General features: G+C 58.8%; 26 protein-coding genes. 15 read left to right on the top strand and 11 right to left on the bottom strand.

Going from position 1 to position 26720, the window contains the following annotated elements:
• The first annotated feature begins 31 nt into the window (after positions 1–31).
• The 3 genes from prfA (at position 32) to ACR0JG_RS12110 (ending at position 2750) form a co-directional block, all read left to right on the top strand.
• The gene (prfA, locus tag ACR0JG_RS12120) at positions 32–1087 is read left to right on the top strand and encodes a peptide chain release factor 1 (protein ID WP_170396981.1); all 1056 of its coding nucleotides are present in this window, start codon (positions 32–34) and stop codon (positions 1085–1087) included.
• Positions 1084–1941 (top strand): peptide chain release factor N(5)-glutamine methyltransferase, encoded by an 858-nt coding sequence (prmC, locus tag ACR0JG_RS12115; protein ID WP_480570020.1) that lies wholly within the window; start codon positions 1084–1086, stop codon positions 1939–1941. Before prfA ends, prmC begins: the two co-directional genes overlap by 4 nt.
• 227 nt (positions 1942–2168) lie before the next feature.
• Positions 2169–2750, top strand: coding sequence for a DUF4167 domain-containing protein (locus tag ACR0JG_RS12110; RefSeq protein WP_480570017.1), 582 nt, complete (start codon positions 2169–2171; stop codon positions 2748–2750).
• Positions 2751–2808: 58 nt separating this feature from the next.
• On the opposite strand, the gene rsmA is transcribed toward ACR0JG_RS12110, so the two are convergent.
• The 5 genes from rsmA to lptG form a co-directional block, all read right to left on the bottom strand.
• The gene (gene rsmA, locus ACR0JG_RS12105) at positions 2809–3651 is read right to left on the bottom strand and encodes a 16S rRNA (adenine(1518)-N(6)/adenine(1519)-N(6))-dimethyltransferase RsmA (RefSeq protein WP_170636203.1); all 843 of its coding nucleotides are present in this window, start codon (positions 3649–3651) and stop codon (positions 2809–2811) included.
• A gap of 82 nt (positions 3652–3733) precedes the next feature.
• On the bottom strand, positions 3734–4699 hold the full coding sequence (pdxA, locus tag ACR0JG_RS12100) for a 4-hydroxythreonine-4-phosphate dehydrogenase PdxA (RefSeq protein ID WP_480570013.1): 966 nt from the start codon (positions 4697–4699) through the stop codon (positions 3734–3736).
• Entirely contained in the window at positions 4696–5949 is a 1254-nt protein-coding gene (locus ACR0JG_RS12095) for a peptidylprolyl isomerase (protein ID WP_170396753.1), read from the bottom strand. Before ACR0JG_RS12095 ends, pdxA begins: the two co-directional genes overlap by 4 nt.
• Positions 5940–8105, bottom strand: a complete 2166-nt coding sequence (locus tag ACR0JG_RS12090) for an LPS-assembly protein LptD (protein ID WP_480570010.1) — start codon at positions 8103–8105, stop codon at positions 5940–5942. Before ACR0JG_RS12090 ends, ACR0JG_RS12095 begins: the two co-directional genes overlap by 10 nt.
• Positions 8105–9205: an LPS export ABC transporter permease LptG gene (lptG, locus tag ACR0JG_RS12085; RefSeq protein WP_480571098.1), complete on the bottom strand. Its 1101-nt coding sequence runs from the start codon at positions 9203–9205 to the stop codon at positions 8105–8107. The genes ACR0JG_RS12090 and lptG overlap by 1 nt, the downstream gene beginning before the upstream one ends.
• A gap of 219 nt (positions 9206–9424) precedes the next feature.
• On the opposite strand from lptG, the gene ACR0JG_RS12080 reads away from it, so the two are divergent.
• From ACR0JG_RS12080 to ACR0JG_RS12070, 3 genes are read left to right on the top strand one after another with little or no spacing between them, the layout of a single operon-like run.
• Positions 9425–10891: a leucyl aminopeptidase gene (locus tag ACR0JG_RS12080; protein ID WP_480570007.1), complete on the top strand. Its 1467-nt coding sequence runs from the start codon at positions 9425–9427 to the stop codon at positions 10889–10891.
• A 4-nt stretch (positions 10892–10895) separates the two neighbouring features.
• Entirely contained in the window at positions 10896–11354 is a 459-nt protein-coding gene (locus tag ACR0JG_RS12075; RefSeq protein ID WP_170732376.1) for a DNA polymerase III subunit chi, read from the top strand.
• 31 nt (positions 11355–11385) lie between these two features.
• A complete protein-coding gene (locus ACR0JG_RS12070) occupies positions 11386–12432 on the top strand; it encodes an aldo/keto reductase (protein ID WP_480570003.1) in 1047 nt (348 codons plus the stop codon).
• A gap of 75 nt (positions 12433–12507) precedes the next feature.
• On the opposite strand, the gene ACR0JG_RS12065 is transcribed toward ACR0JG_RS12070, so the two are convergent.
• Positions 12508–13494 carry a GlxA family transcriptional regulator gene (locus tag ACR0JG_RS12065; RefSeq protein ID WP_480570000.1) on the bottom strand — a complete coding sequence of 329 codons (987 nt, stop codon included), beginning with the start codon at positions 13492–13494 and terminating at the stop codon, positions 12508–12510.
• Between the two features lie 132 nt (positions 13495–13626).
• On the opposite strand from ACR0JG_RS12065, the gene bcoG reads away from it, so the two are divergent.
• The 3 genes from bcoG (at position 13627) to ACR0JG_RS12050 (ending at position 16847) form a co-directional block, all read left to right on the top strand.
• Positions 13627–14544, top strand: coding sequence for a 3-dehydrocarnitine:acetyl-CoA trimethylamine transferase BcoG (gene bcoG, locus ACR0JG_RS12060; protein WP_480569997.1), 918 nt, complete (start codon positions 13627–13629; stop codon positions 14542–14544).
• Between the two features lie 63 nt (positions 14545–14607).
• Positions 14608–16089: a carnitine 3-dehydrogenase gene (locus tag ACR0JG_RS12055; RefSeq protein WP_480569994.1), complete on the top strand. Its 1482-nt coding sequence runs from the start codon at positions 14608–14610 to the stop codon at positions 16087–16089.
• Positions 16086–16847, top strand: coding sequence for an SDR family oxidoreductase (locus ACR0JG_RS12050; RefSeq protein WP_480569991.1), 762 nt, complete (start codon positions 16086–16088; stop codon positions 16845–16847). The genes ACR0JG_RS12055 and ACR0JG_RS12050 overlap by 4 nt, the downstream gene beginning before the upstream one ends.
• 1 nt (position 16848) lies before the next feature.
• On the opposite strand, the gene ACR0JG_RS12045 is transcribed toward ACR0JG_RS12050, so the two are convergent.
• Together ACR0JG_RS12045 and ACR0JG_RS12040 are read right to left on the bottom strand one after the other, a co-directional pair.
• Positions 16849–17031: a hypothetical protein gene (locus tag ACR0JG_RS12045; protein WP_170396771.1), complete on the bottom strand. Its 183-nt coding sequence runs from the start codon at positions 17029–17031 to the stop codon at positions 16849–16851.
• A 76-nt stretch (positions 17032–17107) separates the two neighbouring features.
• Complete coding sequence (locus ACR0JG_RS12040; protein ID WP_480569988.1) at positions 17108–17974, bottom strand: helix-turn-helix domain-containing protein; 867 nt, start codon at positions 17972–17974, stop codon at positions 17108–17110.
• 108 nt (positions 17975–18082) lie between these two features.
• Here ACR0JG_RS12040 and ACR0JG_RS12035 point away from each other — a divergent pair, with 108 nt between their 5' ends.
• The 3 genes from ACR0JG_RS12035 to ACR0JG_RS12025 are packed head-to-tail and all read left to right on the top strand — an operon-like array spanning position 18083 to position 20105.
• Positions 18083–18286 (top strand): DUF2061 domain-containing protein, encoded by a 204-nt coding sequence (locus tag ACR0JG_RS12035; protein ID WP_039535902.1) that lies wholly within the window; start codon positions 18083–18085, stop codon positions 18284–18286.
• Positions 18279–19181, top strand: a complete 903-nt coding sequence (locus ACR0JG_RS12030) for a fatty acid desaturase (RefSeq protein ID WP_480569986.1) — start codon at positions 18279–18281, stop codon at positions 19179–19181. The genes ACR0JG_RS12035 and ACR0JG_RS12030 overlap by 8 nt, the downstream gene beginning before the upstream one ends.
• Before the next feature lie 21 nt (positions 19182–19202).
• Positions 19203–20105, top strand: coding sequence for a DMT family transporter (locus ACR0JG_RS12025; RefSeq protein WP_170396780.1), 903 nt, complete (start codon positions 19203–19205; stop codon positions 20103–20105).
• On the opposite strand, the gene ACR0JG_RS12020 is transcribed toward ACR0JG_RS12025, so the two are convergent.
• The 3 genes from ACR0JG_RS12020 to ACR0JG_RS12010 form a co-directional block, all read right to left on the bottom strand.
• Positions 20102–21454, bottom strand: a complete 1353-nt coding sequence (locus tag ACR0JG_RS12020) for a DEAD/DEAH box helicase (RefSeq protein WP_480569982.1) — start codon at positions 21452–21454, stop codon at positions 20102–20104. The two genes, ACR0JG_RS12025 and ACR0JG_RS12020, sit on opposite strands and share 4 nt — an antisense overlap.
• A gap of 183 nt (positions 21455–21637) precedes the next feature.
• Positions 21638–22543, bottom strand: a complete 906-nt coding sequence (locus tag ACR0JG_RS12015) for a glycosyltransferase family 2 protein (RefSeq protein WP_480569980.1) — start codon at positions 22541–22543, stop codon at positions 21638–21640.
• A gap of 41 nt (positions 22544–22584) precedes the next feature.
• The gene (locus ACR0JG_RS12010) at positions 22585–24189 is read right to left on the bottom strand and encodes a peptide chain release factor 3 (protein ID WP_170396785.1); all 1605 of its coding nucleotides are present in this window, start codon (positions 24187–24189) and stop codon (positions 22585–22587) included.
• 109 nt (positions 24190–24298) lie between these two features.
• Between ACR0JG_RS12010 and ACR0JG_RS12005 the strand changes: the two genes are divergently transcribed.
• The 3 genes from ACR0JG_RS12005 (at position 24299) to ACR0JG_RS11995 (ending at position 26628) form a co-directional block, all read left to right on the top strand.
• Positions 24299–24661, top strand: coding sequence for a SnoaL-like domain-containing protein (locus ACR0JG_RS12005; protein WP_170396787.1), 363 nt, complete (start codon positions 24299–24301; stop codon positions 24659–24661).
• A gap of 72 nt (positions 24662–24733) precedes the next feature.
• Positions 24734–25513, top strand: coding sequence for an SDR family oxidoreductase (locus ACR0JG_RS12000; protein ID WP_170509566.1), 780 nt, complete (start codon positions 24734–24736; stop codon positions 25511–25513).
• A gap of 2 nt (positions 25514–25515) precedes the next feature.
• Positions 25516–26628 carry a hypothetical protein gene (locus ACR0JG_RS11995; RefSeq protein WP_480569977.1) on the top strand — a complete coding sequence of 371 codons (1113 nt, stop codon included), beginning with the start codon at positions 25516–25518 and terminating at the stop codon, positions 26626–26628.
• Positions 26629–26720 lie beyond the last annotated feature (92 nt).

The following is a 26720-nucleotide window of genomic DNA, read 5'->3' as shown; positions in this document are numbered from 1 at the left end:
CCAAAGCCTCTGGATGATAGACACCGCGCGGATGATCCCCGAAGAACGCCTTGAACAGATAACTCAGCGATTCCAATACCTCGAAGCGGCCATGGCGGATGGTGCCTCGGGCGGGGATATTGCAGCTTTGGCAAAGGAATATTCCGACCTCAAGCCGGTGGTCGATCAGATCATGGCGTGGCGTCAGCTGGTTTCAGATCTGGCCGAGGCCGAGGCAATGCTGTCCGACCCGGACATGAAAGAGCTGGCCGAAGAGGAAATTCCAGAACTGCAGGCGCGTATCCCCGAGGCGGAGCATGCCTTGCAGCTGGCGCTGTTGCCCAAAGACGCGGCTGATGCGCGCCCGGCAATGCTGGAAATACGCCCCGGCACCGGCGGGGATGAGGCCGCGCTGTTCGCCGGAGACCTGCTGCGCATGTATCAACGCTATGCCGAAGCGCGGGGCTGGCAGTTCGAGATCATCGAGGAACAAGCGTCTGATCTTGGTGGGATCAAAGAGGTGGTGGCACACATCAAGGGCGACAATGTCTTTGCGCGGATGAAGTACGAATCCGGCGTGCATCGCGTGCAACGCGTGCCCGAAACCGAAAGCGGTGGGCGCATTCATACCTCGGCGGCGACGGTGGCGGTTTTGCCAGAGGCCGAGGATGTGGACATTCAGATCGATGCCAATGACATCCGAATTGACACGATGCGCAGCTCGGGCGCGGGGGGGCAGCACGTGAACACGACGGATTCGGCCGTGCGGATTACTCACTTGCCCAGCGGTATCGTGGTGACCAGTTCCGAGAAATCCCAGCACCGAAACCGTGAGATAGCGATGCAGGTGCTGAAAACGCGCCTTTATGATCTTGAACGGCAGCGGATCGACAGCGAACGCTCGGCGGATCGCGCCAGTCAGGTCGGTTCAGGTGACCGGTCGGAACGGATTAGGACGTATAACTTCCCGCAAGGCCGCATGACGGATCACCGCATCAACCTGACGCTTTATAAGCTGGATCAGGTGATGCAGGGCGATCTTGATGAGGTGATTGATGCGTTAACCGCAGATGATCAGGCTCGGCTTCTGGCCGAAATGGCGCAATGATTGCGGCGCTGACAGCCGCGCAGGCCATGGTCGCTGCAACCGCACGTTTGCGCGCAGCCGGTGTGCCTGATCCAGCGCGGGATGCGCGGGTGCTGCTGGCGCATGCGGCGCGGATCGAGGCCAGTCGGGTGACGCTGATCGCGCCCGAGGAGCTGCCGGTTGATATCGCGGAACGCTATGATCAATTGATCTCGCTGAGGGCCATCCGGGTGCCGGTGTCGCATCTGCTGGGCGAGCGTGAATTCTATGGTCGGCGGTTCCGTGTCAGCCGCGATGTGCTGGACCCGCGCCCGGAAACCGAAGCATTGATCGAGGCAGCGCTGAGCGAGCCGTTTGATCATGTACTCGATTTGGGGGTGGGCTCGGGCTGTATCCTGATCACCTTGCTGGCTGAACGAGCGAGTGCCTCTGGCGTCGGCGTCGACCTCAGCGAATCTGCCTGTCTGCAGGCCAGCGCCAATGCAGTGCAGCATCAGGTGCAGGCGCGCGTCGAGATTCGGCAATCTGACTGGTTCGAAAACATTGAGGGTCAGTTCGATCTGATTGTTTCGAATCCGCCCTATATTTCAGCGGACGAGATGCACGCGCTTTCCCCTGAAGTGCGCGAGCATGAGCCGCGCATGGCGCTGACGGATGAGGGCGACGGTCTGGATGCCTATCGCCGTATTGCGGCGTCGGCCCCGGATTATCTGATGCCCGGCGGGCGTATCCTGGTTGAAATTGGCCCGACACAGGGCGCTTATGTTTCTGCCCTTTTTGATGCCGCTGGTTTGACCGGCGTAAAGGTGATCCCCGATCTGGACAGGCGTGATCGTGTTGTGGGGGCCAGAATGCCGCCTTCTAAGCGAAACTGAGGCCGAAAAATGCCGATTGATGTAAAAAAGCTGCGACATTTTCGAGAATCCCCTTGTCTGAACGCTCAGGACATGTTTACTCAGGATTAGTCGGCGAGGTTGACGCTGTTTCAGCGCACCCCTGACGCCAAGCCCAAAAAGTCGATAGCGCGTAACGGCACAAGCCACTGAGCAGCGTTAGATACGGGTTGATCGACAGTGAATTGATAAGGCTGACGTAAAGTAAGATGAGATCTTCCAAATCCCGCTCGCGGGCCAAGAACAACCGCAATCGTCCTTCTGGCGGAAACGTCGTAAACCGAGTTTTTGACAGCTCGGGCCCCGAAGGCAAGGTGCGTGGCACACCGCAGCAGATCATTGACAAATACAACCAATTGGCGCGCGACGCTCAGCTGTCGAATGACCGCGTGGCAGCTGAGAACTTTCAGCAACACGCCGAGCACTATCTGCGCATGCTAAGCGAAGCGCAGCGCGAGATCGAAGCGCGCCGCGAAGAGCAAGAGCGTCAGAACCGCGAACGACAGGCCGAGCGTGATCGTGAACGCGCCGAGCGTCAGGAACGCGAAGCAGCCCGTCAGACCGATCCGGCCGAGGCTCCGCAGCCGGACGTTGTGGATTTCGGGAATGAGGCGGCTGCGCCCGATACAGGGCTGGTCGAGACGCCGGAAAGCAAGGATGCCGAGCAACCCGAAGCGACCGAGCGTAAGGAAAAGCCGCGCCGCCCGCGCACCCGGAAGCCAAAGGCTGCCACCCCTGCGGCTGAGGATGCACCCGCTGACAAGGGCGACGCACCCGAGGCAGCTGAATAAGCGCTTTTCGATCATGAATTGAATGAAAACCCCGGGCAAAGGCCTGGGGTTTTTTCGTTCAGGGTTTGCGAATTTCGCGCGCGAGCGCGCAGAAGGCTTCGAGCGGGATCTGCTCGGCCCGGTCGGTGGGTTTGATTCCGGCTGCGATCAGGCGGTCCTCGATATCTGGCGCTGCCCCTTTGAGTGAGGCCCGCAGCATTTTGCGGCGCTGATTGAAGGCTGTGGCAACCACGCGCGACAGGGTTGCGGCGTCAGCGGGATAGCGGGGTTCGGGCAGGGCAGTCAGGTGAACCACGGCGCTTGAGACCTTGGGCGGTGGAGTGAAGGCTCCGGGTGGCAGGGACATTGCAATGCGCGCTTCGGCCCGCCATTGGGCAAGGATGGCGAGGCGGCCATAGGCCTTGCTGCCGGGTTGGGCGACGATCCGCTCGGCCACTTCACGTTGAAACATAAGGGTCAGGCTCTGCCAGAAGGGCGGCCATTCGGGCGGGGTGAGCCAGCGGACCAGAAGCTCGGTCCCGACATTGTAGGGAAGGTTCGCGGCCACCCGGATCGGAGGTGTCAGGTGGGCCAGCGGGTCGATTTCCAGCGCGTCGCCGTTGATCACTTCCAGCTGGCCCGGATAGGCGGCGGCGATGTCGTTCAGGGCAGCGATGCAGCGGGTGTCCTTTTCCACGGCCACGACCTTGCGCGCGCCTTCGGACAGAAGCCCGCGAGTCAGACCTCCGGGGCCTGGGCCGATTTCAAGGACATCGCATTGAGTCAGATCACCCGCCTGCCGCGCGATCTTGGCTGTCAGGTTGAGGTCGAGCAGGAAGTTCTGGCCCAGCGATTTGCGGGCCGAAAGCTGGTGAGTTGCGATAACCTCGCGCAGCGGGGGGAGGGAGTCGATGGCGCTCATGACTTTACCGTCGCGCGGGTTGCGGGGAGAGCGCCAGCGATTTTTTTGCCTCCGGCGGAGGTATTTGGGGCCAGATTAAGCATTAGCGGGACTGCGCCATTCGCTGGGCGAGCTTCAGGGCCTCGATCAGGCTGTTGGGGTTCGCGCTGCTTTGGCCCGCGATGTCCAGAGCGGTGCCGTGATCCGGCGAGGTCCGGACGAAGGGCAGGCCCAAGGTTACGTTCACACCGCGGTCGAAATCCAGTGTCTTGATCGGGATCAGGGCCTGGTCGTGATACATTGCAATCGCGGCATCATATCGCGTGCGCGCCGCGGCGTGGAACATGGTGTCTGCCGGGTGGGGTCCGGTCACGGTGCAATCGACTGGATTGAGGTCTGCGATCAGTGGCGCGATCCAGTCGAGTTCTTCCGTACCCATTTTCCCGCCTTCGCCAGCATGGGGGTTCAGCCCTGCGATGGCGATGCGAGGATGGTGGATACCGAATTGGGTGCGCAGGCCTTGGGCGGTGATCTCGATGGTTTCTTGCAGCACTTCTGGGGTGAGTGCGCTTGGGACCTGGGAGAGCGGGATGTGGATGGTGGCCGGAACCACGCGGAGCTGTTCGCTGGCCAGCATCATTACCACGCGTGACCGGCCTGCCAAAGCAGCAAGAAATTCGGTATGGCCGGGGAAGGCAAAGCCCGCACCGTCGATCAGCGCCTTTTTGTGGATCGGCGCGGTACACAGTGCAGAGGCTGCGCCGGAACTCACCAGCTCAACACCCTTTTCAATAGAATCGATGACCGAAAGTGCGTTTGCTGGATCGGGGTGGCCGGGCATGTTCGGGGCGGGGAAGTCGAAATGCAGCACCGGGAGAGCCGAGGCGCTGGCCGGTGTGGCCTCTGACGGGTCGGCGATCCGGGTAATGGGTGTTCCATCGGGCAAATGTGATGCGTCGCCGATGTAGAAGAACGGACAGGTATCGCGCAGGGCTGCCCAAGCTTTGGCTGCGATTTCGGGTCCGATCCCGGCGGGCTCACCACAGCTTAGCGCGATTGGGGCGATCATTGTTCGATGATGACAGCGTCGGCCCTCAGCTGTTCCAGCAGGCTGTTTGCAAGGGCCTGCAACCGCTGCTGGGTCAGTGCGTTTGCCACGTCCACACGGGTGGTGTCTTCGCCCAGGTTGCGGGTGCGATTGCACAGCATCAGGAACATCAGCGTCTGCCCGTTGTTGCGCGTCAGCGTGGCCGATGCCTCATTTGGATCAAGCTTGGCCAGCTCAAGCGCTACGTCGCGTGGAATCGCCGAGGGGCTTTGGGTAAGGCGTTCCAGCACGTCGGGCGATTGATCTTTGGCGATGCCGTAGAGGTCATCGCAGGTGTCGATCTCTTCCTTGAGCTTTTCGGCTTTCGCAAGCGTTTCGGTGCTGCGGCCACCGGGAAGGTAGTAGATCGCGTAGTCGATCTCGGAATAGGTTGGGGCACCTGCGGCAACTTCGCGGATGCCGCGCATCTGGAACAGAGCCACGGCGTTCGGGAGCGACAGTGGGTCGGTGATCTCACCGTTTTTCAAGCCCAGAATGACGGGTTGCAGGGCCGGAGGCAGGTTGTTGAGCGACAGCCAATCCAGTCGCCCGCCATTCTCGCGTGTGGCAGCGGCAGAGTATTGCGTAGCAGCCGAAGAAAAGCTGTCTTGATCGGGAAGTTGTGAGATTTCATCGGCCAGGGCTTCAGCCTGCGCCAGGGTCTGCGGTGTTACCGGAATGATAATTTCGGACAACAGAACCTGCAGACCACCGCCGCCACCCTGACCCAAAGCACGGTTGATCTCATCTTCCGAGGGACGAGCCTGCGACAGAAAGCGGGTACTGACAAAGTCGCGCCAGGACAGTTGATCGGCAACAAAATCCCGGACGGTTTCCTTTGATACGCCCGCATCGTTGAGCAGCTGCAGAAACTCTTCGCTGCTGAGGTTGCCGCGCGAGGCGAATTCATCAATCCCGGTCTGGATATCTTCGGGCGCGGCTTCGATGCCGGCATCGCGCATCGCCTGTTTGCGCAGACGATCCTCGATCAGGGCTTCGCGGACTTCGCGCTCGGAACTGCCCGGAACGCCGAGCAGTTCGAGAAACTGCTGACGTTGTTGAAGTTCATACCAGGTGACGATGTCCTGATTGACCCGGATTGCAGGCGAGAACAGGCTTTGAGCCTGGACCTGTGGTGTGGCCATTGCAACAAGCGCGGCAGCCAGCACCGGCAGCACCGATCTACGGCAGCCAGAGCGGAGAGATTTTGTGAAACCTGAGATCAACTGCATCTTCTCTTAAACTTCTGTCCATCGCCTTCGACGGAATACCCTGTCAGGGCAACGGTAAAGCCGAATTCTGTCGAAGGCTCAATACTTGATGTGGAGGTAAAGCGTCTGTTGACGTTCACATTTACCTGCACACACTCATTTTCGTAGGTCACGCCAAACCCAAGGCGGAGTGGTTCAGATTCGCTGAAATCATAGCGTGCGTTGGCTCGGGTCAACCAATTCTGATCTACGCGGTAGCGACCGCTCACCCGTAATTCCGAGATTTCATCATTATTCGCTTCAGCAGGATCAGGTTCGAGCCAGATGTAACCGCCGGAGATTGCCGTATCTCCACTAGACCAGCCTGCACGAATTTCAGCTTTGGTAAAACTGAAATCGCTGTTTAAAAGCCCACGCGCGGCCAATGTCAGCCCCTTGCCGTTATTCAATTGCCCGGCAAGCAGAATGTCGGACTTGGTACCCTGCAGCCCCGATGTGAGCGTGAAATCCGGATCCGCATCGGACCGGAAGACCTGTCCGATTGTCGCCAGCGCCCGCCAGCCGTCAGCATTGTACCGAGACCAGTTCAGGCCCACAACGGCTGTTGCACCGTCTTCGCGGCGGTCGGGGGCCGGAAAGCGCGAAAGGGACAAAAGATTGCCCTGATCGAGTTCCTGAAAGGTACTTTCATCGTTGGGAACGTCATTGTTCGAAACATGCGTCCAACCAATTTGCGCGATTGGCTCAAGGATTTGTGTTGCACCGGACTGCTCGCGGCGCAGCATGGGGTAGCGCAGGGTAAAAGCTGCACGCGGGGTCGAGCGGGTTACATTGTTCGGAAACTCGCTGTCATTGCGGATATTGAACGTATCCACTGACGCGCCCACCAATGCTTCTGCACGTAATCCGGTCGCAAAGGTCCAGTTGCGCAGCCATTCCGCATCGAATGTTGCCCTGGCGACGTCGCGACCAATAATATCTTCGTCACTGGTTCGCGTGTGGGTGTGACCATCGAGGCTTAGTTCAACTTCACCTCCTAAGGTGCTGGGGAAGAATCGCTTTCGATAGTTGATGTCGAAGACACGCGATGGGATTTCATCCTGATTTTCGCTATCCCGAAGGGACTTGTAGTGGATGAAGCTGGTTCTGAACGCCGTATCACGCTTGATCCGCTCAAGTGCAATTTCGCTACGAAGGCGGTCAAAATCGGGCAAGCCGTAATCTGCCAGATACGAGTCATCCGAAGTTGTTTTGATATCGAATGTCAGCCGGTAGTCATTTCCAAGACCGAACCGGCCATCGGCGAAGAAATACCCCCGATCCTGACCGGGCTGCAGGTCGTCGCGTGTATAAGAGCCCCGCAGCCGAATGCGCCCGCGTTTGAATGCCTGTCGGTAACGAAACCCAAGTGTGCGGGTCTTGGACGACAGATACGGCGTCAGAGTCAGGTCCTTGTGATCTCCGATCTTGAAGAAATACGGCACCTGAACGCCAGTGCCCAGTTGCGAAGTGGTGCGGATCGACGGCACGAGAAAGCCGGTCGCCCGCTCAAGTGTCGGGTCGGGTAGGCGCAACGTGGGAAAGTAGAAGACCGGGACATCGAGTATTCGGAACTGTGCGCCTTCGAAATAGAGCTGCCGTTCAAGCTGGTCATGGGTCACTTTCCGGGCGCGAATTTGCCAGATCGGGGGTCTGCCATTCGCGCAGACATGACATGAGGTTGCAGCGACCTTGCTGAATTGCGTATAGCGACCTGCCGCACGGGTGGCCTGGACTGAGGCGATCTGCACTTGCTGGTCAAAGACCATGCGCGCGCCCATCAGAAGTCCATTCTGTATCCCGCTGTCCAACTGCGCGGAATCGGCCAGCAATGTGCTGTTTCCGCCCTGATCGATCCGGATTGGGCCGGTCAGGGTCAACTCGCCGGTTTCGCGATCATAGGTGACGCTTTGCGCTGTCAGTTTGACGTCGCCCTGGAAGGCCTCGACATTCCCCTCAGCGACCAGTTTGCGATCCGGGGTAATGAATATCTCATCGGCCACCAGTAAGGCGGGTTGATTTTGTTCAGTCGCGTCAGCCTCGCTGGCGGCACCTTCTGGTTCGGACTGTGCGGCAGCTGCTGCTGGCAGCGAGAGGATCAGTGCACTCGACAGCAACAAAGACAGGACGGAGCGCATCAGCCATCCTCCGCATGGAGCAACAGGCCCAGAGACAGTAGAATGCCCGCAAAGGGTGGGGCCCAGGCCGAGACCAGAATAGGTAATTGCCCGTTTTCGCCAAGGATTTGGGCGAAATTCCGGATGAAGTAGATACCGAACCCCAGCAATACAGCGGTTAGCACGGCAACTCCGGTGCCGCCGAACCGGACATGGCGCATTGTGAAGGCGGCCCCGATCAGAACCATCGAAACCAGAAACAGGGGTCGCGCAAGTTGTACTTGCAGCCAGACCTCATATTGCTTGGTTGAAAATCCCGCCTCGCCCAGATCACGAATCAACTGGGGCAGATCATAGACCGAAACCGAATCCTTTTGCCCGAGAGTGTCCAGAATCCGGTCTCTGGTCAGCGTTGTGGGTAGGTTCAGGATCTCATGACTGGTGGCATTTGCTTCGGGATTGAGATCGTCCTGAATGGGCCAGATTTTGGCCTGATGCAAGGTCCAGAATCCATCCTCCAGATCAGCTTGCTGGGCCGAGATTTGCTGGTTCGGCTTGCCGTCGGATGAGAACGTTGTGATGGTCACGTTCTGCAGGGCGAACCGGTCGCCGTTGACAGTCCCGGTTGCGTGAATCACCGACTGACCGTTGGCTGAGCTCTGGCGCAGCCACAACCCCTCGCGGCTGATGGACAGGGCTGAACCACCCTGGTTGCGATAGCCATCGGACAAACGTTGGAACTCTTCCGACGTCGCGGCCGCGATGGGATTCAGCATAGTAACAGCAAGTGCGCCGATGGTCAGCGCAAGCAACACGGGCGCCAGCAGGGCTCGGATACCGGATCTCCCGATAGCGCGGGTCACCACCAGTTCGGAGCTGCGGGCGAGGCCGACAAACAGCGCGATGGTGGCCAGGATCATCAGCAGGGGCAACATCTCGCTGATCGCGGCCGGTGTGTTCAGCAACGTCAGTTGCAGCAACTGGCCAAAGGATAGGTCAACACCATCGAACCGCCGCACCTGTTCGATCAGATCGATCAGGATCATCAAGGTCAGAAAAATACCGCCGATTACAAGAAAGCTTTGAATAAAGCGGCGGGCAAAATAGCGGTCGAGGATCACGTGGGCATCCCCGTCAAACCCCGGCATCCAAGAATCACAATCGGGCATGGAATCATGCGCGACGGCCTGTAACTGCCGATTGGTGTCACGTTCTCTCCCCCGAGCCTGCCGTTATTTTCGCGCGACCATAATGCAATTGCCCGGCGGGGAAAACTGCTATCTGGTCAATGGTGGCTGCGCGGGCTAGGTCTTGGGCAACGCATTTTTCAGGAGAATGATATGAGCAGTCTTGTGCCCGTCCGATTCACCCCCTTTGACCTTGATGCGATAGCGCAAACCGAAGGGCGCGTGGCCATTCTCATTCCCGCCGATGGCAAGATGAGCCCCGCCGCGCGTCGAGCCAATCGCCTAACCAAAGGCGCGGTTGCGCGGCTGGTCGAAAGCGAGCGGTTCAGCAAGGTCAAGTCGGGTAATGTTATTTCGCTGGCCTGGCCTGCCGGAATGGTGGCCGAGGCGCTGGATATTCTGGTGTTGCCGCGTCGCCCCGACTCTGACGAGGCACGCAAGGCCGGGGCCAATCTCGCGAAAGCTGTAGCGGGCAAACCCGTGCTGGTCATGGCCGCCAATCACGCGCGTATCAAAGAGGTAGCCTTGGGCATGGTACTGCGTGCCTACGATTTCGATGTCCACAAATCCAAGGACTCAGACCCGGCGGGTGAGATCACCATCGGTCACTCCAAGCCGGAGGAGGCCGAAGCTGACTTTGCGCCGCTCTATGCCGTCGCAGACGGTGTGCGCATGACACGAGATCTGACAAATGAACCCGCGAATGTGCTGACGACAACTGAGTTTGCGGACAGATTGGTCGAGATGGAATCGCTGGGCCTGAAGGTCGAGGTTCTGGAAGAGGACAAGCTGGCCGAACTGGGCATGCGTACGCTGCTGAGCGTCGGGCAGGGCTCGGTCAGCCCCTCGAAAGTTGTGGTGATGCAATGGGACGGCGGCGACAAGGATGACGCGCCGCTGGCCTTGGTCGGCAAGGGCGTCGTGTTCGATACCGGCGGTATCTCGCTGAAGCCGGCCGGAGGCATGGAAGACATGACCATGGACATGGGCGGCGCGGGTGTCGTTGCCGGAACCATGCGAGCGTTGGCCAAGCGCAACGCCAAAGCCAATGTCGTGGGGCTGGTCGGATTGGTCGAGAACATGCCGTCGGGCAATGCGACCCGTCCGGGCGATGTCGTCACCTCGATGAAGGGGGATACGGTTGAGATTATCAACACCGATGCCGAGGGTCGTTTGGTTCTGTGTGACGTCATGTGGTACGCGCAGGATCGGTTCCAGCCGGTGGGCATGATCGATCTGGCCACACTGACGGGCGCGGTCATCATTGGTCTTGGGCATGAGAATGCCGGTGTGTTTTCAAACAATGACACCTTCTGCGACGCCTTCCTGAAGTCGGCCAAGGCCGAGGACGAGGGCGCATGGCGGCTGCCCTTGGGTGAAGGCTACGACAAACAACTTAAATCGCGCATTGCGGATATGAAGAACGTGGGCGGGCGGCCCGCAGGTTCGATCACCGCAGCGCAGTTCCTGCAGCGTTTCGTCAAGGAAGAGACGCCATGGATTCACTTGGATATCGCAGGTGTGGCCTCTGTCTCTTCCGAGACCTCTTATGCGCCGAAAGGGGCCACGGGCTGGGGCGTCCGCGCGCTAAGCCGGTTCGTGCGGGACAATTTCGAGTAAGCGCATGGGTGCCGTCTATTTCTACCACCTGACCCGCCAGCCGTTAGAGCACACATTGCCTGTGCTGCTCGACAAGGCACGACAGGCCGGGTGGCGGATTGCCGTGCGGGGTATCGACCCTGTGCGGATGGACTGGCTGGATGAGAAATTGTGGCTGGGACCTGAGGACGGGTTCCTGCCGCATGGCCGCGAAGGTGGCCCGCACGACGCGGCACAGCCCGTTCTGCTGACGACCGGCCAAGGGGCAGCAAATGGCGCGACCTGTGTAATGGCTGTCGATGGGGCAACGGTTGAGGCGGAGGAAGTTTCGACCATGGAGCGTGTCTGCATTCTGTTCGACGGGAATGATCCGGAGGCGGTTCAACATGCGCGCGGGCAGTGGAAGGCTCTGACCGGGGCGGGATGTTCGGCACAGTATTGGTCCGAGGAATCCGGACGATGGGAGAAAAAGGCCGAGGCTTGATCGGCCACAAATATATTTTAGGAGATTTCAAATGGATATGAAGCCTTTGGGCCGCACCGGGATCATGGTGTCGGATTTATGTCTTGGGACAATGACCTTTGGTACTCAGACCTCGGAAACTGAGGCGCACCGCCAGATGGACATGGCGCTTGCGGGTGGGATCAACTTTGTCGACGCGGCTGAGATGTATCCGGTGAACCCGATCTCGGCAGAGACGGTCGGGCGGACCGAAGAGATTCTTGGCAATTGGAATGCCGCCAATCGTTCGCGTCGAGGGGACTATGTGCTGGCCACGAAACACTCTGGTGAAGGGTTCGTGCATGCGCGCAATGGCGCCCCAATCTCGAAAGAGACCATACCTGAGGCGATAGAGGGTTCACTGCGTCGTCTACAGACTGATTGCATAGATCTCTATCAGTTCCACTGGCCAAATCGTGGCAGCTACATGTTCCGACAGAACTGGGACTATGCGCCCTCGGGTCACAACCGTGACGAGATTATGGACGAGATGCGCGAAAGCCTGATCGCTCTGCAGGCGCAGGTGGACAAGGGCAATATCCGTGCCTTTGGTCTGTCGAATGAAAGCGCTTGGGGTACCGCTCAGTGGTTGCGGGCGTCGGATGAGGTTAGTGGACCTCGGGTCGCGTCGATCCAGAACGAATATTCTTTGCTCTGCCGGTTATTCGATACCGACCTGGCTGAATTGTGTCTTCTGGAAGATGTCGGGCTACTATCATTCTCACCGTTGGCGGCGGGTTTCCTGACTGGGAAATATCAAGGGGGTGCTGTTCCAGAAGGATCACGCATGGCGCTGGTGCCGAATATGGGCGGGCGCAAAACAGATCGCGTTTTTGATGCAGTGGCGGCTTATCTGGATGTCGCCGCGCGGCATGGGCTGGACCCGATCCACATGTCACTGGCGTGGTGTTGCAGCCGTCCTTTCATGGCCTCAACCATCTTTGGCGCGACAAATGTAGCGCAGCTAGAACATATTCTGGCGGGTAAGGATTTGAAGCTGTCGTCCGAAGTGATGGCCGAGATCAGTGCGGCGCATCGGGCGTTTCCGATGCCATATTGAAGGGATGGGGGCTCTGCCCCCGTCGCCTTTGGCGACTCCCCCGAGGTATTTTATGCCAGATGAAGTTGGATCGTGTCAGTGATGGGTTGGTTGCGTACGGTCTTGCCTGAGGTCGCGAGCCGTGAGGCCGTGGGCGGTTCGGAACGCGCGGGCGAAGCTGGATTGCGAGGCGAAGCCGGTGGCCAGCGCCACGTCCATCAGCGGCAGGTCGGTATCGGTAACCAGTCGGCGGGCCTCGGCCAGTCTGAGTTGCAGGTAGTGATCCTGTGGAGTTGTATTCAGGCGCAGGCGGAACTGCTGCTGCAGGGTGCGCGTACTAGTGCCGAGTCTATCGGCGATGTGCGCAAGGGACAGGGGGTCGTCCAGTGAGGATTCCATCAATGAGTTGGCTTTGGCTGTGAGCGCGGTGTGACGGTGCGGCGCACCGGTGCGGCTTTGTGGTTTTGAGGGCTGAGACGCACCTTCATAGAGGAATAGCCCGGACACGCGGGCGGCAAAGCCCGCGCCATGACGTGCAGCAATAATATGGAGCATCATATCGATCGCCGGGACGGCGCCGCCGGAGGTTAGGCGTGTATCGGAGACGGTAAATCGGTCAGGGCGCACATCGACATTGGGAAAGCGCGCAGCGAAGTTCTCCAAATCCTCCCAATGGGTCGTCGCGGCGTGACCGTCGAGCAATCCAGCCTCAGCCAGCAACCAGGGGCCGCCATCGATCCCGGCGATTGTTGCACCAGTGGCCGCGATCCTGCGGAGCCCGGCGAGCAGGCTGGGCGTCGCGTGACGGGCCAATTGGAATCCGGCAACTACGATCAACAGATCGCAGCCCTGCATCCGGGCCAGGGGAATGCCCTGCACATTCAGGGCGCTGGTCAACATCGCGGGTTCTGTGGTTGCCGTGACGTAGTCCCAATCAAAAGCGGGCCGATCCGCCAGTCGGTTGGCAGCACGCATCGGATCGACGGCGGCGGCGAAGCTGAGTGTGTTGCATTCGTCCAGCACCAGCACCGCCGTTTTCAGGGCGCGATGTTCGGGCTGCAGTATGTTTTTTGCGGATTTCATCAAGTCTGATTCGCATTTTGCTAAGTGGTTCCCTCAAGGCTGCGTCAGAGTTGGCGTTGACGCAAATCGGAATCCGGGGAGAAGCCTGGGGAAAACCCACGGTAAAACCGGGTATAAGCTGGGGATAACGCCATGCCTTTGGAAATGAACCGCGAAGTCTTTATCACCTGTGCCGTCACCGGCTCGGGCGGGACACAGGATCGCAGCCCACATGTGCCGCGTTCGCCGAAGCAGATTGCCGATAGTGCAATTGCTGCAGCGAAAGCCGGTGCGGCCGTGGTGCACTGCCATGTGCGCGACCCCGAGACCGGTGCGCCTTCACGCGCTCTGGCGCTGTACCGTGAAGTCACGGACCGCATTCGCGATGCCGACGTAGACGCGGTTCTGAACCTGACGGCGGGCATGGGCGGAGATATGGTGTTCGGCGGGATCGAATATCCGCTGCCTTTGGCAGAGGCCGGAACCGATCTGGTTGGTGCGACTGAACGTGTTGCACATGTAGCGGAGTGCTTGCCTGAAATCTGTACTCTGGATTGTGGCACGATGAACTTTGCCGAGGCCGATTATGTGATGACCAATACGCCCGGCGCCCTGCGGGCGATGGGGCAGATGATGACCGATCTGGGTGTGAAGCCCGAGATCGAGGCCTTCGACACCGGCCATCTGTGGTTCGCCAAGCAGCTGGTGAAAGAGGGTGTTCTGGAACCGAACGCTCTGGTCCAGCTATGTATGGGGGTGCCATGGGGGGCTCCGGATGATCTCAACACCTTTATGGCGATGGTGAACAATGTGCCGGAGGACTGGACGTTCAGCGCGTTTTCGCTGGGGCGCAGTGAGATGGCGTATGTCGCGGCCTCGGTTCTGGCGGGCGGCAATGTGCGCGTCGGGCTGGAGGACAACCTGTGGCTGGAAAAGGGTGTTCTGGCTGAGAACTGGCAGTTGGTCGAGCGTGCTGGCAGCATCATCGAAAACATGGGCGCGCGGGTGATCGGGCCGCAGGAAGTACGTGAGAAGCTGGGGCTTACTAAGCGGGCTCCGGTTGCGAAGTAGTCGCGGATTGGGGGCCAGCCCCCAAACCCCCGAGATATTTTTGGCCAGATGAAGAGGCGGATCGTGGGCAAAGAACAGCAAGCAAAAACAGCAGCAATCATCGGAGGCGGTGTGATCGGTGGCGGGTGGGCTGCCCGATTCCTGCTGAACGGATGGGATGTTCGGGTATACGATCCCGACCCTGAAGCCGAGAGGAAGGTCGGTGAGGTGTTAGATAACGCGCGCCGTTCTTTGCCGGGGTTGAGCGATGTACCTCTGCCGCCCGAAGGGACCCTGAGCTTTCATGACGATCTCGGTGAGGCAGTTCAGGGCGCGATCTGGATTCAGGAGAGCGTACCGGAAGGGCTCGATCTGAAGCTGAAGGTTTACAAGAGCTTGCAGGGGGCTTGTGATCCAGATGCAATCATCGGGTCCTCGACCAGCGGGTTCAAGCCCTCGGAGTTGCAGGAAGGCGCGTTGCGACCCGAGCAGATCGTGGTGACCCACCCGTTCAACCCGGTCTACCTGTTGCCACTGATCGAACTGGTTCCGACCGACAAGAATTCACCTGACTTGATCGCGCGGGCCAAAGATCTTTTGACCTCGGTGGGGTTCTTCCCGCTGCACATCAAGAAGGAAATCGACGCGCATATTGCTGACCGGTTCCTCGAGGCGGTGTGGCGCGAGGCGCTTTGGCTGGTGAAAGACGGCATCGCAACGACCGAAGAGATCGATGAATCCATCCGCATGGGTTTTGGTATCCGTTGGGCCCAGATGGGACTGTTCGAAACCTATCGCGTGGCCGGTGGCGAAGCCGGGATGCGGCATTTCATGGCTCAGTTCGGCCCGGCGCTGAAATGGCCCTGGACCAAGCTCATGGATGTGCCCGAGTTTACCGACGAACTGGTCGACTTGATTGCGGATCAGTCGGATGCGCAGTCTGGCAAGCACTCGATCCGCGAGTTGGAGCGTATCCGGGACAATAACCTCGTTGGTATGATGCGGGCGCTGAAGGCCCAGAACTATGGTGCAGGGGCGGTATTGAACCAGCATGATGCGGCCTTGAAGCCAGGAGCGCTGCCGACGCTGGACGAGGCGGATCTGAGCCAGCCGATCCTCACGCTGTCGCGCGCCGTTCCGCTGGATTGGACCGACTACAATGGCCACATGAATGAAGCTAAATATCTGGAGGCCTTTGCAGCAGCCACGGATCGTTTCATGGAAATCATTGGCTGCGATATGGAGTATATCGCGACAGGCGGCAGCTATTTCACTGCCGAAAATCACATCCGTTACATGCAGGAGACCCATGCGGGGTCGCGGATCGAATGCCGTACGCAGATGCTGTTAGGGCAGGGCAAGAAGCTGCATGTCTTCCACAGCATGTACGAGGGTGAAACGCTGTTGGCCACAGGCGAAAGCTTTCTTCTGCATGTCAGCCTTGAGACCCGACGCCCCAGCCGACCTTCACCCGAGATCGAGGCCGCGATGGCACGGGTTGCCGAGGCGCAGGCCGGGTTGCCTTATCCCGAAGGCGCGGGCGCGGCGATCCGCAAGCCCGCATGAGCAGCCGGGTCTTGATTACCGCAGGCGCCTCTGGCGTCGGCAGGGCCATGGCTGAAGCGTTTGATGCTGCCGGGGCTCAGGTCTGGGTTGCGGATGTTGATGCGGATGCGTTGGCGGATTGCCCGGCGCATTGGAAGCAAAGCCAGCTTGATGTGTCGGATGAGGATGCTGTCGCGGCTGCGTTTGCCGACCTTGAGACCGAATGGGGCGGGCTTGATGTGCTCTGTGCGAATGCGGGGATAGCGGGTCCCACCGCAGCAGTTGAGGACGTTTCCCTGACGGATTGGAGGTCATGCCTTTCCATCAATCTAGAGGGGTCATTTTTGTGCTCTAAATACGCCGCACCTCTGATGAAACAGCAACGCAGCGGCGCGATCTTGATCACTTCATCGACTGCAGGCCAGTACGGATACCCCAACCGCGCGCCGTATGCGGCGGCCAAGTGGGGCATGGTGGGATTAGGCAAAACGCTGGCGATGGAGCTTGGGCCGCACGGTATCCGCTGCAATGTGATCTGCCCGGGTTCGGTTGAAGGACCACGCATGGAGGGCGTGTTGCAGCGCGAGGCCGATGCCAAGGGCATGACCCGAGATCAGGTTTACGGCGGCTATGCCTCGGGCACGTCCATGGGCCGCTTTGTGGAGGCGCAGGACATTGCGAACATGGCTGTATTCCTGGCTTCAGATGCAGCGAGGCTGGTGTCGGGTCAGGTAATCGCGGTGGATGGCCATACGGTCAATCCTGACCCGAAACTGTGAATCAGCCCTGATTTGGCCCCCGAATCTGGCGGATGGCGCTGCGGACGGCTTGCCAGTCCTGCGCCTCCTGCTGATTTCCGGCGGCTTCGCATTCGCGCATTTTCTGCGCAGCTTCGGCTTCGGCCCGATCGCCATGGGCCGTATAAAGGGCACGTGCGTATTCAGCGGTTTTGAGTGCGTCCATTCCCGTCATCCTCCATCTCAGATCGGAATGTCTGTAGTTTCGCGCCAAGTGACTATACTACAGCTTTGAGCCCAGGTCATGTCTGAGAGATTTCTGCCCGCAATTGCTGCAGCTGGTCCGGGAAATCACGCGCGGTCATATCCGCCTCTCGAACCAGCCGGTCGAAATGGAGCGTAAAGACCTCAATCCGGTCGCGGTCTCGGAAAGCCATGTAGTGGCTTCCGGCATAGAACACGCAAAGAAGTGGGCCGAATATCGTGACGGGGGCAGAGTAAAGACGTTTTGCATCAAATAGATAGATGCGCAGACGTGGATAAAGCTGCTCGCACACCGACAGCAGGTGATCGATCTGATCCAACCGGACCTGAAGCGGTAGTCCCTCGTAGTAACCGGTGGCGTAGGCAAAGCTGTGAAGCTCGTACAACGGCATGGCAATCTCATAATCGGACTGGGCGCTGCGCATCCATGCCAGCCGGTCTGCCGAGGCGCCAATGGCTTGATCCGCAGTGCGGCCGAGATGCGGAGCGTATTCCCATTCAAGCACGGCGCGGGTCTTGAGCATGTCGGGCAGGGTGGCCGGAACGTAGCGTATCTTGTAGCCGGCGGCCTCCTGGTGCCATTCAAAAATGCGCTCATCAACCAATGCCCGGGCGGCCTCGGTCAGGGTGAGGGAACTGGCCAATAGTTCTGCCGCGCTTTCGGGTCGGTTGGAAAGCCCAAGAAGCCAATCGGCGGAAACCCCAAGCGCCGAGGCGCAGCTGCCGACGACATGAGCATTCGGAAGGCGTGCCCCCGCCCCGGTCAGCAATTGCGAAACGGTAGATCGGTCAACCCCGATGCTGCGTGCCAGGGCGCTTTGGCTGACGTTGCGCTCTTGCATCGCTCGGGCCAGGCGCTGGCGAAAATGCAGGGCGCGATCCCGTTTGTCTATTTTATCAACCATGTGGTGATTAATATCACCTTTGGTGAGAATTGTTAATCATATTCAGAATTCACGACCCTTGGCTCTGTCTGTAACGCTGGTGTTACAAAAATAAGAATGGGGTCTGGAATGGAAACGCGACGCAGGTCGGTCGTGAAGGCGCTGGTGTGGAATGCGATGGGGCTGGCGATGATGACGCTGGTTGGTTTGATCGCCACGGGTTCAGCAGCACTTGGAGGGATGGTTGCACTGGTCAATACGGCCATTGGTTTGACCATGTATGTGATTTACGAGCGTATCTGGGCCGGAATTTCGTGGGGCCGCAATGGCTGAGCCGGTCACACCCAAATCGCCCGAATGGGCGACATTTGCCCTGATTATCGCGTGTTATTCCGCTTGGCTTGCTGCGATTTTCTGGCTGGCAGGCATATTATTGTGGCTGGCGATCCCCTTCATGGGGCTGGTAGCCGCTCTGCATTCCTCGCTGACGCATGAGGCGCTGCACGGGCACCCCTTTCGCCAGAAATGGCTGAATGAGGCACTGATGGCGCTGCCGCTGACTTTGTTCATTCCTTACAATCGGTTTCGGGACCTGCATCTGGCGCATCACTGTGACGCGAACCTAACCGATCCCTATGATGACCCTGAGACCAACTATCTCGACCCGCAGGTCTGGGCGTCTCTGGCTCGATGGCAAAGACGGATGTATCAAGTGAACAATACTCTGCTGGGGCGGATGGTTCTGGGGCCTGCGATCGGGCAGGTTGCGTTCTTGCGGGATGAACTGCGTGGTGCACTTCGCGGAGATCGGGCGGTTTTGTTGGCATGGGCGCTGCATATGCCCGGCGTTGTCGCGACTCTTTGGATCGTCGCGCTTTCGCAAATGCCGATCTGGGCCTTCGCCCTTTCAGCATATATCGGGCTGGGTTTGGTCAAGATCCGCACATTCCTGGAACACCGCGCGCATGAGAGATCGCGCGCGCGCACAGTGATCGTAGAAGACCGTGGCATCCTTGCATTTCTGTTTTTGAACAATAACTTGCACGTTGTTCATCATATGAACCCATCAGCACCTTGGTACCGATTGCCTGCACTCTACCGCACGGGCAAGGAAAGGTACCTGGCCTGTAACGAGGCTTATGTCTACCGTTCGTACGGGCAGATATTCCGAGAGTATTTCTGGCGCGCCAAAGATCCGGTGGCGCATCCGCTCTGGCCAAAGCCTTGATTTAACGACAGAAGGGAAGCCATGAGTTTATGGATTCCCGTCACCATCGCGGCCGCATCGTTCCAGACGGTGCGGTTCATGCTTCAGAAATCCCTGAGCAGCGTGAAGCTTTCGGCTGCAGGGGCGACATTTGCACGATTCGCCTATTCCATGCCATTGGCCTTGCTGGGGCTTTTCATTGCTTTGGGCGCGACGGGGTACGAACTGCCAGCGCTGACGGCGAAGTTCTGGATATTTGCTGTCATCGGCGGGACCACACAGATATTGGCCACGATCTGCGTTGTGGCATTGTTCAAGCAGCGCAACTTTGCGGTAGGGATTACGTTTAAGAAAACTGAGGTGATTCAAACCGCTATTGTGGGGTTCCTTGTCCTCGGCGATCAGGTCTCTACCGGGGCGCTGGGGGCAATTCTGCTTGGGTTGCTGGCCGTCCTGTTGTTGTCAAAAACGCCCGGAGGCAGCGGCGCTTGGTGGCAACATCTGACAAACAAAGCCTCGCGTCTTGGACTGGGGTCAGGCGTGTTATTCGCATTCTCCTCGGTCAGCTATCGCGGCGCCTCTTTGCAATTGGGCGACATCGATGCGTGGTTCCGGGCACTTGTGACACTGGCCGTCGTGGTAACGTTTCAGTTTCTCAGCATGTGGCTGTGGCTGCTTTGGCGAGACAGGGCCGAGCTGCGCGCGGTGTGGGAGACTCGCCGGACCGGTGTTTTTGTCGGCCTGACCAGCCTCTGTGGTTCGTTTTGCTGGTTCTTCGCCTTCACGTTGCAGAACGCAGCCTATGTAAAGGCCTTGGGTCAGATCGAACTGATCCTCAGCCTGTTCGCATCGCTGCTGTTTTTCCGTGAAACCATCACCCGGCGCGAGATCGCCGGGATGACGTTGCTTGGCTTGTCGATACTGGCGCTTGTGCTGACAATCTAGCCTGCGCGACGCTCATCAAAGCTGAGAGCGATAAAGCTGGGGAGGTGATCCCCCATGCCTACAACTGCTGGCCCGCCATCGTCGCGACGCCCACGACCACGGGTTTTGGGCTCTCGCTCTTTGCGGCTCTCGCTCTTTTTGTTGTCCGACGCTTTGGCCTTCTTCTCTGGCTTTGGCGCCTCGGGCTGGGGCTCATCGGCCTTGACCGGATTGTCGATGCGCGGAATGTCCTTTTGGATCAGGCTCTCGATCGCGGCCAGCGCCTTTTCATCGCGGCCCGAGCAGATCGTGATTGCCTTGCCTTCGCGCCCGGCGCGACCGGTACGACCGATGCGGTGGACATAATCCTCGGCATGGCCGGGAACATCGAAGTTGAACACGTGGCTGACCGAGGGGATATCCAGACCCCGCGCAGCAACGTCCGAAGCCACCAGCAGCCGCAGTGATCCATCGCGGAATCCGTCCAGTGTTTTCATCCGCTGCGACTGATCCAGATCGCCATGGATCGCGGCGGCGTTATAGCCGTATTTCTTCAGCGACTTGGCGCAGATATCTACATCGGTCTTGCGGTTGCAGAAGATGATCGCGTTGGTGCATTTGTCGCCCTCGGCATCGATCAATGCGCGCAGGGTCTTGCGTTTCTGGCTGGCCTCACGATCCCGGCGACCACCTTTGAACATCACCACGCCTTGTTCGATAGTTTCCGAAGCGGTGGCCTGACGCGCAACTTCGACCCGGGTGGGGGCCGACAGGAAAGTATCGGTGATCCGTTCGATCTCGGGCGCCATGGTGGCCGAGAAGAACAGCGTCTGGCGGGTGAATGGCGTCAGCGAGAAGATGCGCTCGATATCAGGAATGAAGCCCATGTCGAGCATCCGGTCAGCTTCGTCCACCACCATGATCTGAACGCCTGTCAGAAGCAGCTTCCCACGTTCGAAATGATCCAGCAAACGGCCCGGAGTGGCAATCAGCACGTCAACACCGCGGTCAATCAGAGCATCCTGTTCCTTGAAGGAAACGCCACCGATCAACAGTGCTTTGGTCAGCTTGAGGTGCTTGGCGTAGGTGTCGAAATTCTCGGCCACCTGCGCTGCCAGTTCCCGCGTCGGGCACAAGACCAGCGAGCGTGGCATGCGTGCGCGGGCGCGCCCACGGGCCAGCAATGTGATCATCGGCAGGGTGAAGCTGGCAGTTTTGCCGGTGCCGGTTTGGGCGATCCCCAGAACATCGCGCCCTTCCAGCGCGGCTGGAATTGCGCCTTCCTGGATCGGGGTCGGAGTTTCGTATCCGGCTTCCTCAATTGCTTTGAGGACCTTCGGGTTCAGGTTCAGTTCGTTAAACTTTGTCATGTATGTCCGGTTCAAGCGGACACTAGACCTGGCCCGCGCGTCTGAAAATGCCGGGCCCGGATGGCCATGCGCCCCATGCGCGTTTCGGCTGTGGCGCGGGCATAACAAAAACGTGGGGCAGGGTCAAATGAAGTCGGTTTAATCCGTGGCAAATCTGCCGGTAACAAGGATTTCCGCAACAATTCAGATGGTTCCGGGAAAGTGTTTCGCGACTTTTTGGTCCAGATCAAGCGGCCGGTGACGGATCATGTCGTTATCCTCAAGCCGTTCCAGCACTTCCGGGTCAGCAGCGCTGATTTCATCGTAAAATTCCCGCAGGCCATCGAGCCCGTATTCGGTTTCCAGAAGGGTGATCAATTCGTACCTGTCTAGCGCACCGATCTTTCGCGGGCGATCCGGGCTGGCCTGGTACGAGCCGCGTTCGAGGCGGAAACGATAATGCGCCAGCCAATGCTCCCAATCCGGGGCGTGGCGATGACACAGATCGATCTGAGGAAGCTCGGTCCTGACCGGCAGAAACTCACCGTTCTGATAGAGGTTATGTATGCGGTCGCTCAGCTTTTTCAGGCCTTTACGCACAAACAGCTTCCCCTGAATGTGGCTCATGAAACCGGCCAGAACGTAAGTGCCGAAATTGGGATAGAGCGCTTCGACCAGGGCTTGTCGATTCTGACCTTCGGGAATGAACGCTTTGTAGAGGTCCTGGCCACCCGCCAGCGCCTCAATCGGGCGGACGCGGACGGCAGGGATGTCATCGGGAATGTCGCGCAGCAGGTCTGGGATCGGGGACATTGGCCACAGAAACTCATCGACATCGATATGTGCGACCCAGTCCAGATCAGTCCTGTTGTAGATCAAATTCGCGTTCGAGGATTGTCGAACCTGATGTTTGTCCGGCCTCTCACGCCTGCGACGCTTCCAGAACGCCGCATCGCAGGTACGCACCCGGATCCGGGGATGCTCGCGCAGGGCTGAGATGTCCCCCTGGACCGGCTCGTCCAGAAAGATGTGAATCCGGTCCGCGCCGATATCGAGGTGGTGGGCGGCAAAGCGCAAAATATCCTCACGCGGGGCGCGGATCGTGGACACAATCCCCCATGTGGTCACTTCTGGATTGCCTGCAGAATCCGTCAGGTCATCATTTCCTTCGTCGCGGTCAGGCTCAGCTCGGGATAATCGCGGACGACCCGGTCGATGTCCCACTGCAGCCGCGTCAGATAGACGATATCTCCATCGTGATCATGGGCAATATGCTGCTTGTTGGCGTTGACGAATTTGTCGATCTCAACCTTGTTGCCACTGACCCAACGGGCCGAGGTGAACTGAGACGCCTCAAACCGCACAGGCAGGCCGTATTCCATCTCAATCCGGCTGGCGAGCACCTCGAATTGCAGCGCACCGACGACGCCGACGATGAAGCCCGATCCAATCGAAGGTTTGAATACCTTCGCGGCACCTTCCTCGGCGAACTGCATCAGGGCCTTTTCGAGATGCTTGGCTTTCAGCGGATCACCTGCGCGGACGGTTTGCAGGAGTTCCGGCGCGAAGGAAGGGATGCCGGTTACGCGGATCGCTTCGCCTTCGGTCAGCGTGTCGCCGATGCGCAGCTGACCGTGGTTGGGAATGCCGATGATGTCTCCGGCCCAGGCTTCCTCGGCCAGTTCCCGGTCAGAGGCGAGGAACAGCACGGGGTTCGATATTGCCATCGGTTTCTTCGATCGCACATGCGTTAGCTTCATGCCACGTTTGAAATGGCCCGAGGCCATGCGGACAAACGCCACCCGGTCGCGGTGTTTGGGATCCATATTGGCCTGCACCTTGAACACGAAACCGGCGACCTTCTTTTCATCGGGCGCGATCTGACGGGGCTCAGCCGACTGAACCTGCGGCTGCGGACCATAGGCGCCGATACCCTCCATCAGTTCCTTGACGCCAAACGAGTTGATGGCCGAACCAAACCAGATCGGCGTCATGTGCCCTTCAAGCACCGCCTGAGGGTCGAGCTTGGGCAGCAATTCGCGTGCCATCTCAACCTCTTCCAGCAGCTTGTCGAGCAATTCAGCGGGCACATGCTCGGCCAGCTTAGGGTCATCCAGACCATTGATTTGGATGCTTTCGGCCACCTTGTTGCGGTCGGCGCGGTCCATCAGCTCAAGCCGGTCGCGCAGCATGTCGTAGCAGCCGATGAAATCGCGACCCACGCCGATAGGCCACGCGGCTGGCGTGACGTCGATCGCCAGCATTTCCTGAATTTCGTCGATGATCTCGAACGTATCCCGGCTTTCGCGGTCCATCTTGTTACAGAAGGTCAGGATCGGCAGATCGCGCAGGCGGCAGACCTCGAACAGTTTCTGCGTCTGGCTTTCCACACCTTTCGCACCGTCAATGACCATGACGGCGGCGTCTACGGCCGTCAGGGTGCGATAGGTGTCTTCGGAGAAATCCGAGTGGCCGGGTGTGTCCACAAGATTGAACCGGAAGTTCCCGTAGTCGAATGACATGGCCGAGGCTGAGACCGAGATACCGCGATCTTTCTCCATCTGCATGAAGTCCGACCGCGTCCGCCGTGCCTCACCCTTGGCGCGTACCTGTCCAGCCATCTGGATCGCGCCGCCGTACAGCAGAAACTTTTCCGTCAGCGTCGTCTTACCCGCATCCGGGTGCGAGATGATAGCGAATGTCCGGCGACGAGCGATCTCGGGCGGCAGGGTGGGTTGGTTCGAAGTATCAAGCATAAGCGCGCGTATAGGCGGGGAATCCAACTGAGGCAAGACAAAGGGGGTGGTTCGAATCATGTGGCTGTGGCAATAAGAACATATAGTGAACAAAATATGGAGTGGACCAATGAATTTGAAAGAAATCGCAGACGAACTGGTTGCTGGATGCCGCGAGAACCGGGCCAAGGAGAACCTCGAGAAGCTTTATGCCTCGGATGCTGTTTCTGTTGAGGGACAGGATTTTGCGGGCATGGGGCGCGAGACGCACGGATTGGAAGCTATTCGTGGCAAGCACGAATGGTGGGAAGGCGCACATGAAGTATCGGGCGCGTCCGTCAGTGGCCCGTACCCGCATGGTGACGACCGCTTTGCCGTGATCTTTGAAGTGCAGGGCAAGGTGAAAGAAACCGGTGAGAGCTTTGATATGCGTGAGGTCGGTGTTTATCACGTCGCCGATGGCAAGATCGTGCGTGAAGAGTTCTTTTATTAATCCGCAAGATCCCATTCTGGCCTTCTTTGCCGGGCCGATGTTAGATGTGTGCCGAAGATAGGGAGGGTCAGAATGGACTTGGGAATTCGCGGAAAACGCGCGCTGGTTTGTGCCAGCAGCAAAGGCTTGGGATTGGGCTGTGCCGAGGCGTTGGCCGAAGCCGGCGTCGATCTTGTGATGAACGCGCGCGGAGCCGAAACGTTGGAGGCCGAAGCCACGCGTTTGCGATCATCATATGGCATTGCCGTGCAGACAGTGGCTTGTGATGTTACCACACCAGAGGGTCAGGCCGAGGTGATAAGTGCCGCGCAGGGTGCTGATATCCTTGTCACAAACGCGGGTGGCCCTCCGCCCGGCATGTGGTCAGACTGGGAGCGTGATGATTTCATCAAAGCGCTGGATGCCAATATGCTGACACCCATAGCTTTCATGAAGGCTCTGCTGCCGGGCATGATGGATAAGGGCTGGGGTCGCGTGGTGAATATCACTTCGCAGTCGGTACGCGCGCCGATTGCGGTGCTGGGCCTGTCAAATGCGGCGCGAACTGGATTAACCGGCTATGTTGCGGGCACATCGCGCCAGGTGGCACCACATGGCGTGACGATCAATAATCTGCTGCCAGGTATCCACGCCACCGACCGCGCGAACGCGCTGGATGGCGGGGTGTCAGAGCAGAAAGGTATTTCGATGGCCGAGGCACGGGCTGAACGCGCTGCAACCATCCCAGCGAGACGCTATGGCACGAGGGAAGAGTTTGGGGCGACCTGCGCGTTTCTATGCTCGCAACACGCCGGGTTCATTGTCGGGCAGAACATTTTGCTGGACGGTGGTGGCACCAATCTGACGATGTAGGTATGGCACAGAACTTTTCTCTGAAAGATCAGTTGTTCAACGCGGAAAAGGTAAGCTTTCTTGCGGGCTTGTTCACCAATGCTGAATCCGATTTCAAGGAAGAAGCATTCGCGGCGAAAGTGATGTCGCGTTTACCCGAGCTTGAACTGAAAGAGCGTATGGCGTGGATTGCAGAGTGTCTGCAAGAATCGGTGCCCGGCGATTTGCCGGCAGTGGCACCGATCATTCTGCGGGCGCTGCCGCCTCCGCTGGACCCCGCCAAAAGTGATGACGACTTCGGAGACTTCATCTTTGCGCCCTTGGGTGATTGGGTTTGTGCAATCGGCCTGGATCATCCCGCTTTGGCGCTGGATGTATTCGAAGAGCTGACCCAGCGATTTTCGATGGAATGGGCGATCCGCCCGTTCCTCAATCACCACTCCGAACTGGTCATGGCGCGGATGCAGGGCTGGTGCACCCATCCCAGCTATCACGTGCGTCGTCTGGTCAGCGAGGGCACGCGGCCTCGTTTACCGTGGGGGCAGGCCGTTGGCTTGGCAATGTCAGACCCATTGCCGTTATTGGACCGGTTGCACGGGGATCGGACGCGCTATGTGACGCGCTCGGTCGCCAATCATCTGAATGATATCACCAAGAAAGACCCCGATCTGGTGCTGGAACGTCTGCGGGATTGGGGCAAGGCAGGGCGGCAGGACAAGGATGAACTGAACTGGATGACATCTCATGCATTACGAGGCCTTGTGAAATCTGGGCATCCCAAGGCGATGAAGGTGCTTGGATACGATCCCGATGCAGATATTGCGGTTGAGATTCAGGTAAACGGTCCGGCCCGGATTGGTGAAGCGCTGGAGTTTGAAACCCGCCTGAGCGGCGCAGAAGATCAGCCAGTCTTGGTCGACTATATCGTTCATTTCCAACGACCTGGCGGAAAGATCTCACCCAAGGTTCACAAGTTGAAACAGGCCGCGCTTACTGGTGGTCAGTTGACACTTAGAAAGCGGCACAAGCTGAAGGGCAATGCAACAACGTTCAAGTTGGTTCCTGGGCCGCATCGGTTGGAGATTCAAGTGAACGGCCGCGTGCACGCAGGCGTGGATTTCGACCTGCTCGCCTGAGCCCTGTCACGGTTTCGTCAGATCGGGCGCTGGTGGATTGCGTGGTGTGGATTGCTGCACTAGCTGCAAAAGACCAGTGACAAAAGGATTGC

This window comes from Ruegeria sp. AD5 (assembly GCF_056542345.1).
Note: the sequence above shows the minus strand (reverse complement) of the source record. Positions and strands in the feature narration are given on the sequence as shown.

What these genes read in the sequence shown, in the direction of transcription:
- ACR0JG_RS12070 (WP_480570003.1), top strand. Translation starts at nt 11,386, where the DNA reads ATGGATATGAAGCCTTTGGGCCGCACCGGGATCATGGTGTCGGATTTA.
- ACR0JG_RS12090 (WP_480570010.1), bottom strand. Translation starts at nt 8,105, where the DNA reads ATGCGCTCCGTCCTGTCTTTGTTGCTGTCGAGTGCACTGATCCTCTCG.
- ACR0JG_RS12040 (WP_480569988.1), bottom strand. Translation starts at nt 17,974, where the DNA reads ATGGTTGATAAAATAGACAAACGGGATCGCGCCCTGCATTTTCGCCAG.
- ACR0JG_RS12010 (WP_170396785.1), bottom strand. Translation starts at nt 24,189, where the DNA reads ATGCTTGATACTTCGAACCAACCCACCCTGCCGCCCGAGATCGCTCGT.
- ACR0JG_RS12075 (WP_170732376.1), top strand. Translation starts at nt 10,896, where the DNA reads ATGGGTGCCGTCTATTTCTACCACCTGACCCGCCAGCCGTTAGAGCAC.
- rsmA (WP_170636203.1), bottom strand. Translation starts at nt 3,651, where the DNA reads ATGAGCGCCATCGACTCCCTCCCCCCGCTGCGCGAGGTTATCGCAACT.
- ACR0JG_RS12080 (WP_480570007.1), top strand. Translation starts at nt 9,425, where the DNA reads ATGAGCAGTCTTGTGCCCGTCCGATTCACCCCCTTTGACCTTGATGCG.
- ACR0JG_RS12045 (WP_170396771.1), bottom strand. Translation starts at nt 17,031, where the DNA reads ATGGACGCACTCAAAACCGCTGAATACGCACGTGCCCTTTATACGGCC.
- ACR0JG_RS12005 (WP_170396787.1), top strand. Translation starts at nt 24,299, where the DNA reads ATGAATTTGAAAGAAATCGCAGACGAACTGGTTGCTGGATGCCGCGAG.
- ACR0JG_RS12035 (WP_039535902.1), top strand. Translation starts at nt 18,083, where the DNA reads ATGGAAACGCGACGCAGGTCGGTCGTGAAGGCGCTGGTGTGGAATGCG.
- ACR0JG_RS12050 (WP_480569991.1), top strand. Translation starts at nt 16,086, where the DNA reads ATGAGCAGCCGGGTCTTGATTACCGCAGGCGCCTCTGGCGTCGGCAGG.
- bcoG (WP_480569997.1), top strand. Translation starts at nt 13,627, where the DNA reads ATGCCTTTGGAAATGAACCGCGAAGTCTTTATCACCTGTGCCGTCACC.
- pdxA (WP_480570013.1), bottom strand. Translation starts at nt 4,699, where the DNA reads ATGATCGCCCCAATCGCGCTAAGCTGTGGTGAGCCCGCCGGGATCGGA.
- prmC (WP_480570020.1), top strand. Translation starts at nt 1,084, where the DNA reads ATGATTGCGGCGCTGACAGCCGCGCAGGCCATGGTCGCTGCAACCGCA.
- ACR0JG_RS12020 (WP_480569982.1), bottom strand. Translation starts at nt 21,454, where the DNA reads ATGACAAAGTTTAACGAACTGAACCTGAACCCGAAGGTCCTCAAAGCA.
- ACR0JG_RS12025 (WP_170396780.1), top strand. Translation starts at nt 19,203, where the DNA reads ATGAGTTTATGGATTCCCGTCACCATCGCGGCCGCATCGTTCCAGACG.
- ACR0JG_RS12110 (WP_480570017.1), top strand. Translation starts at nt 2,169, where the DNA reads ATGAGATCTTCCAAATCCCGCTCGCGGGCCAAGAACAACCGCAATCGT.
- ACR0JG_RS12030 (WP_480569986.1), top strand. Translation starts at nt 18,279, where the DNA reads ATGGCTGAGCCGGTCACACCCAAATCGCCCGAATGGGCGACATTTGCC.
- ACR0JG_RS12000 (WP_170509566.1), top strand. Translation starts at nt 24,734, where the DNA reads ATGGACTTGGGAATTCGCGGAAAACGCGCGCTGGTTTGTGCCAGCAGC.
- ACR0JG_RS12065 (WP_480570000.1), bottom strand. Translation starts at nt 13,494, where the DNA reads ATGAAATCCGCAAAAAACATACTGCAGCCCGAACATCGCGCCCTGAAA.
- prfA (WP_170396981.1), top strand. Translation starts at nt 32, where the DNA reads ATGATCCCCGAAGAACGCCTTGAACAGATAACTCAGCGATTCCAATAC.
- ACR0JG_RS12095 (WP_170396753.1), bottom strand. Translation starts at nt 5,949, where the DNA reads ATGCAGTTGATCTCAGGTTTCACAAAATCTCTCCGCTCTGGCTGCCGT.
- ACR0JG_RS11995 (WP_480569977.1), top strand. Translation starts at nt 25,516, where the DNA reads ATGGCACAGAACTTTTCTCTGAAAGATCAGTTGTTCAACGCGGAAAAG.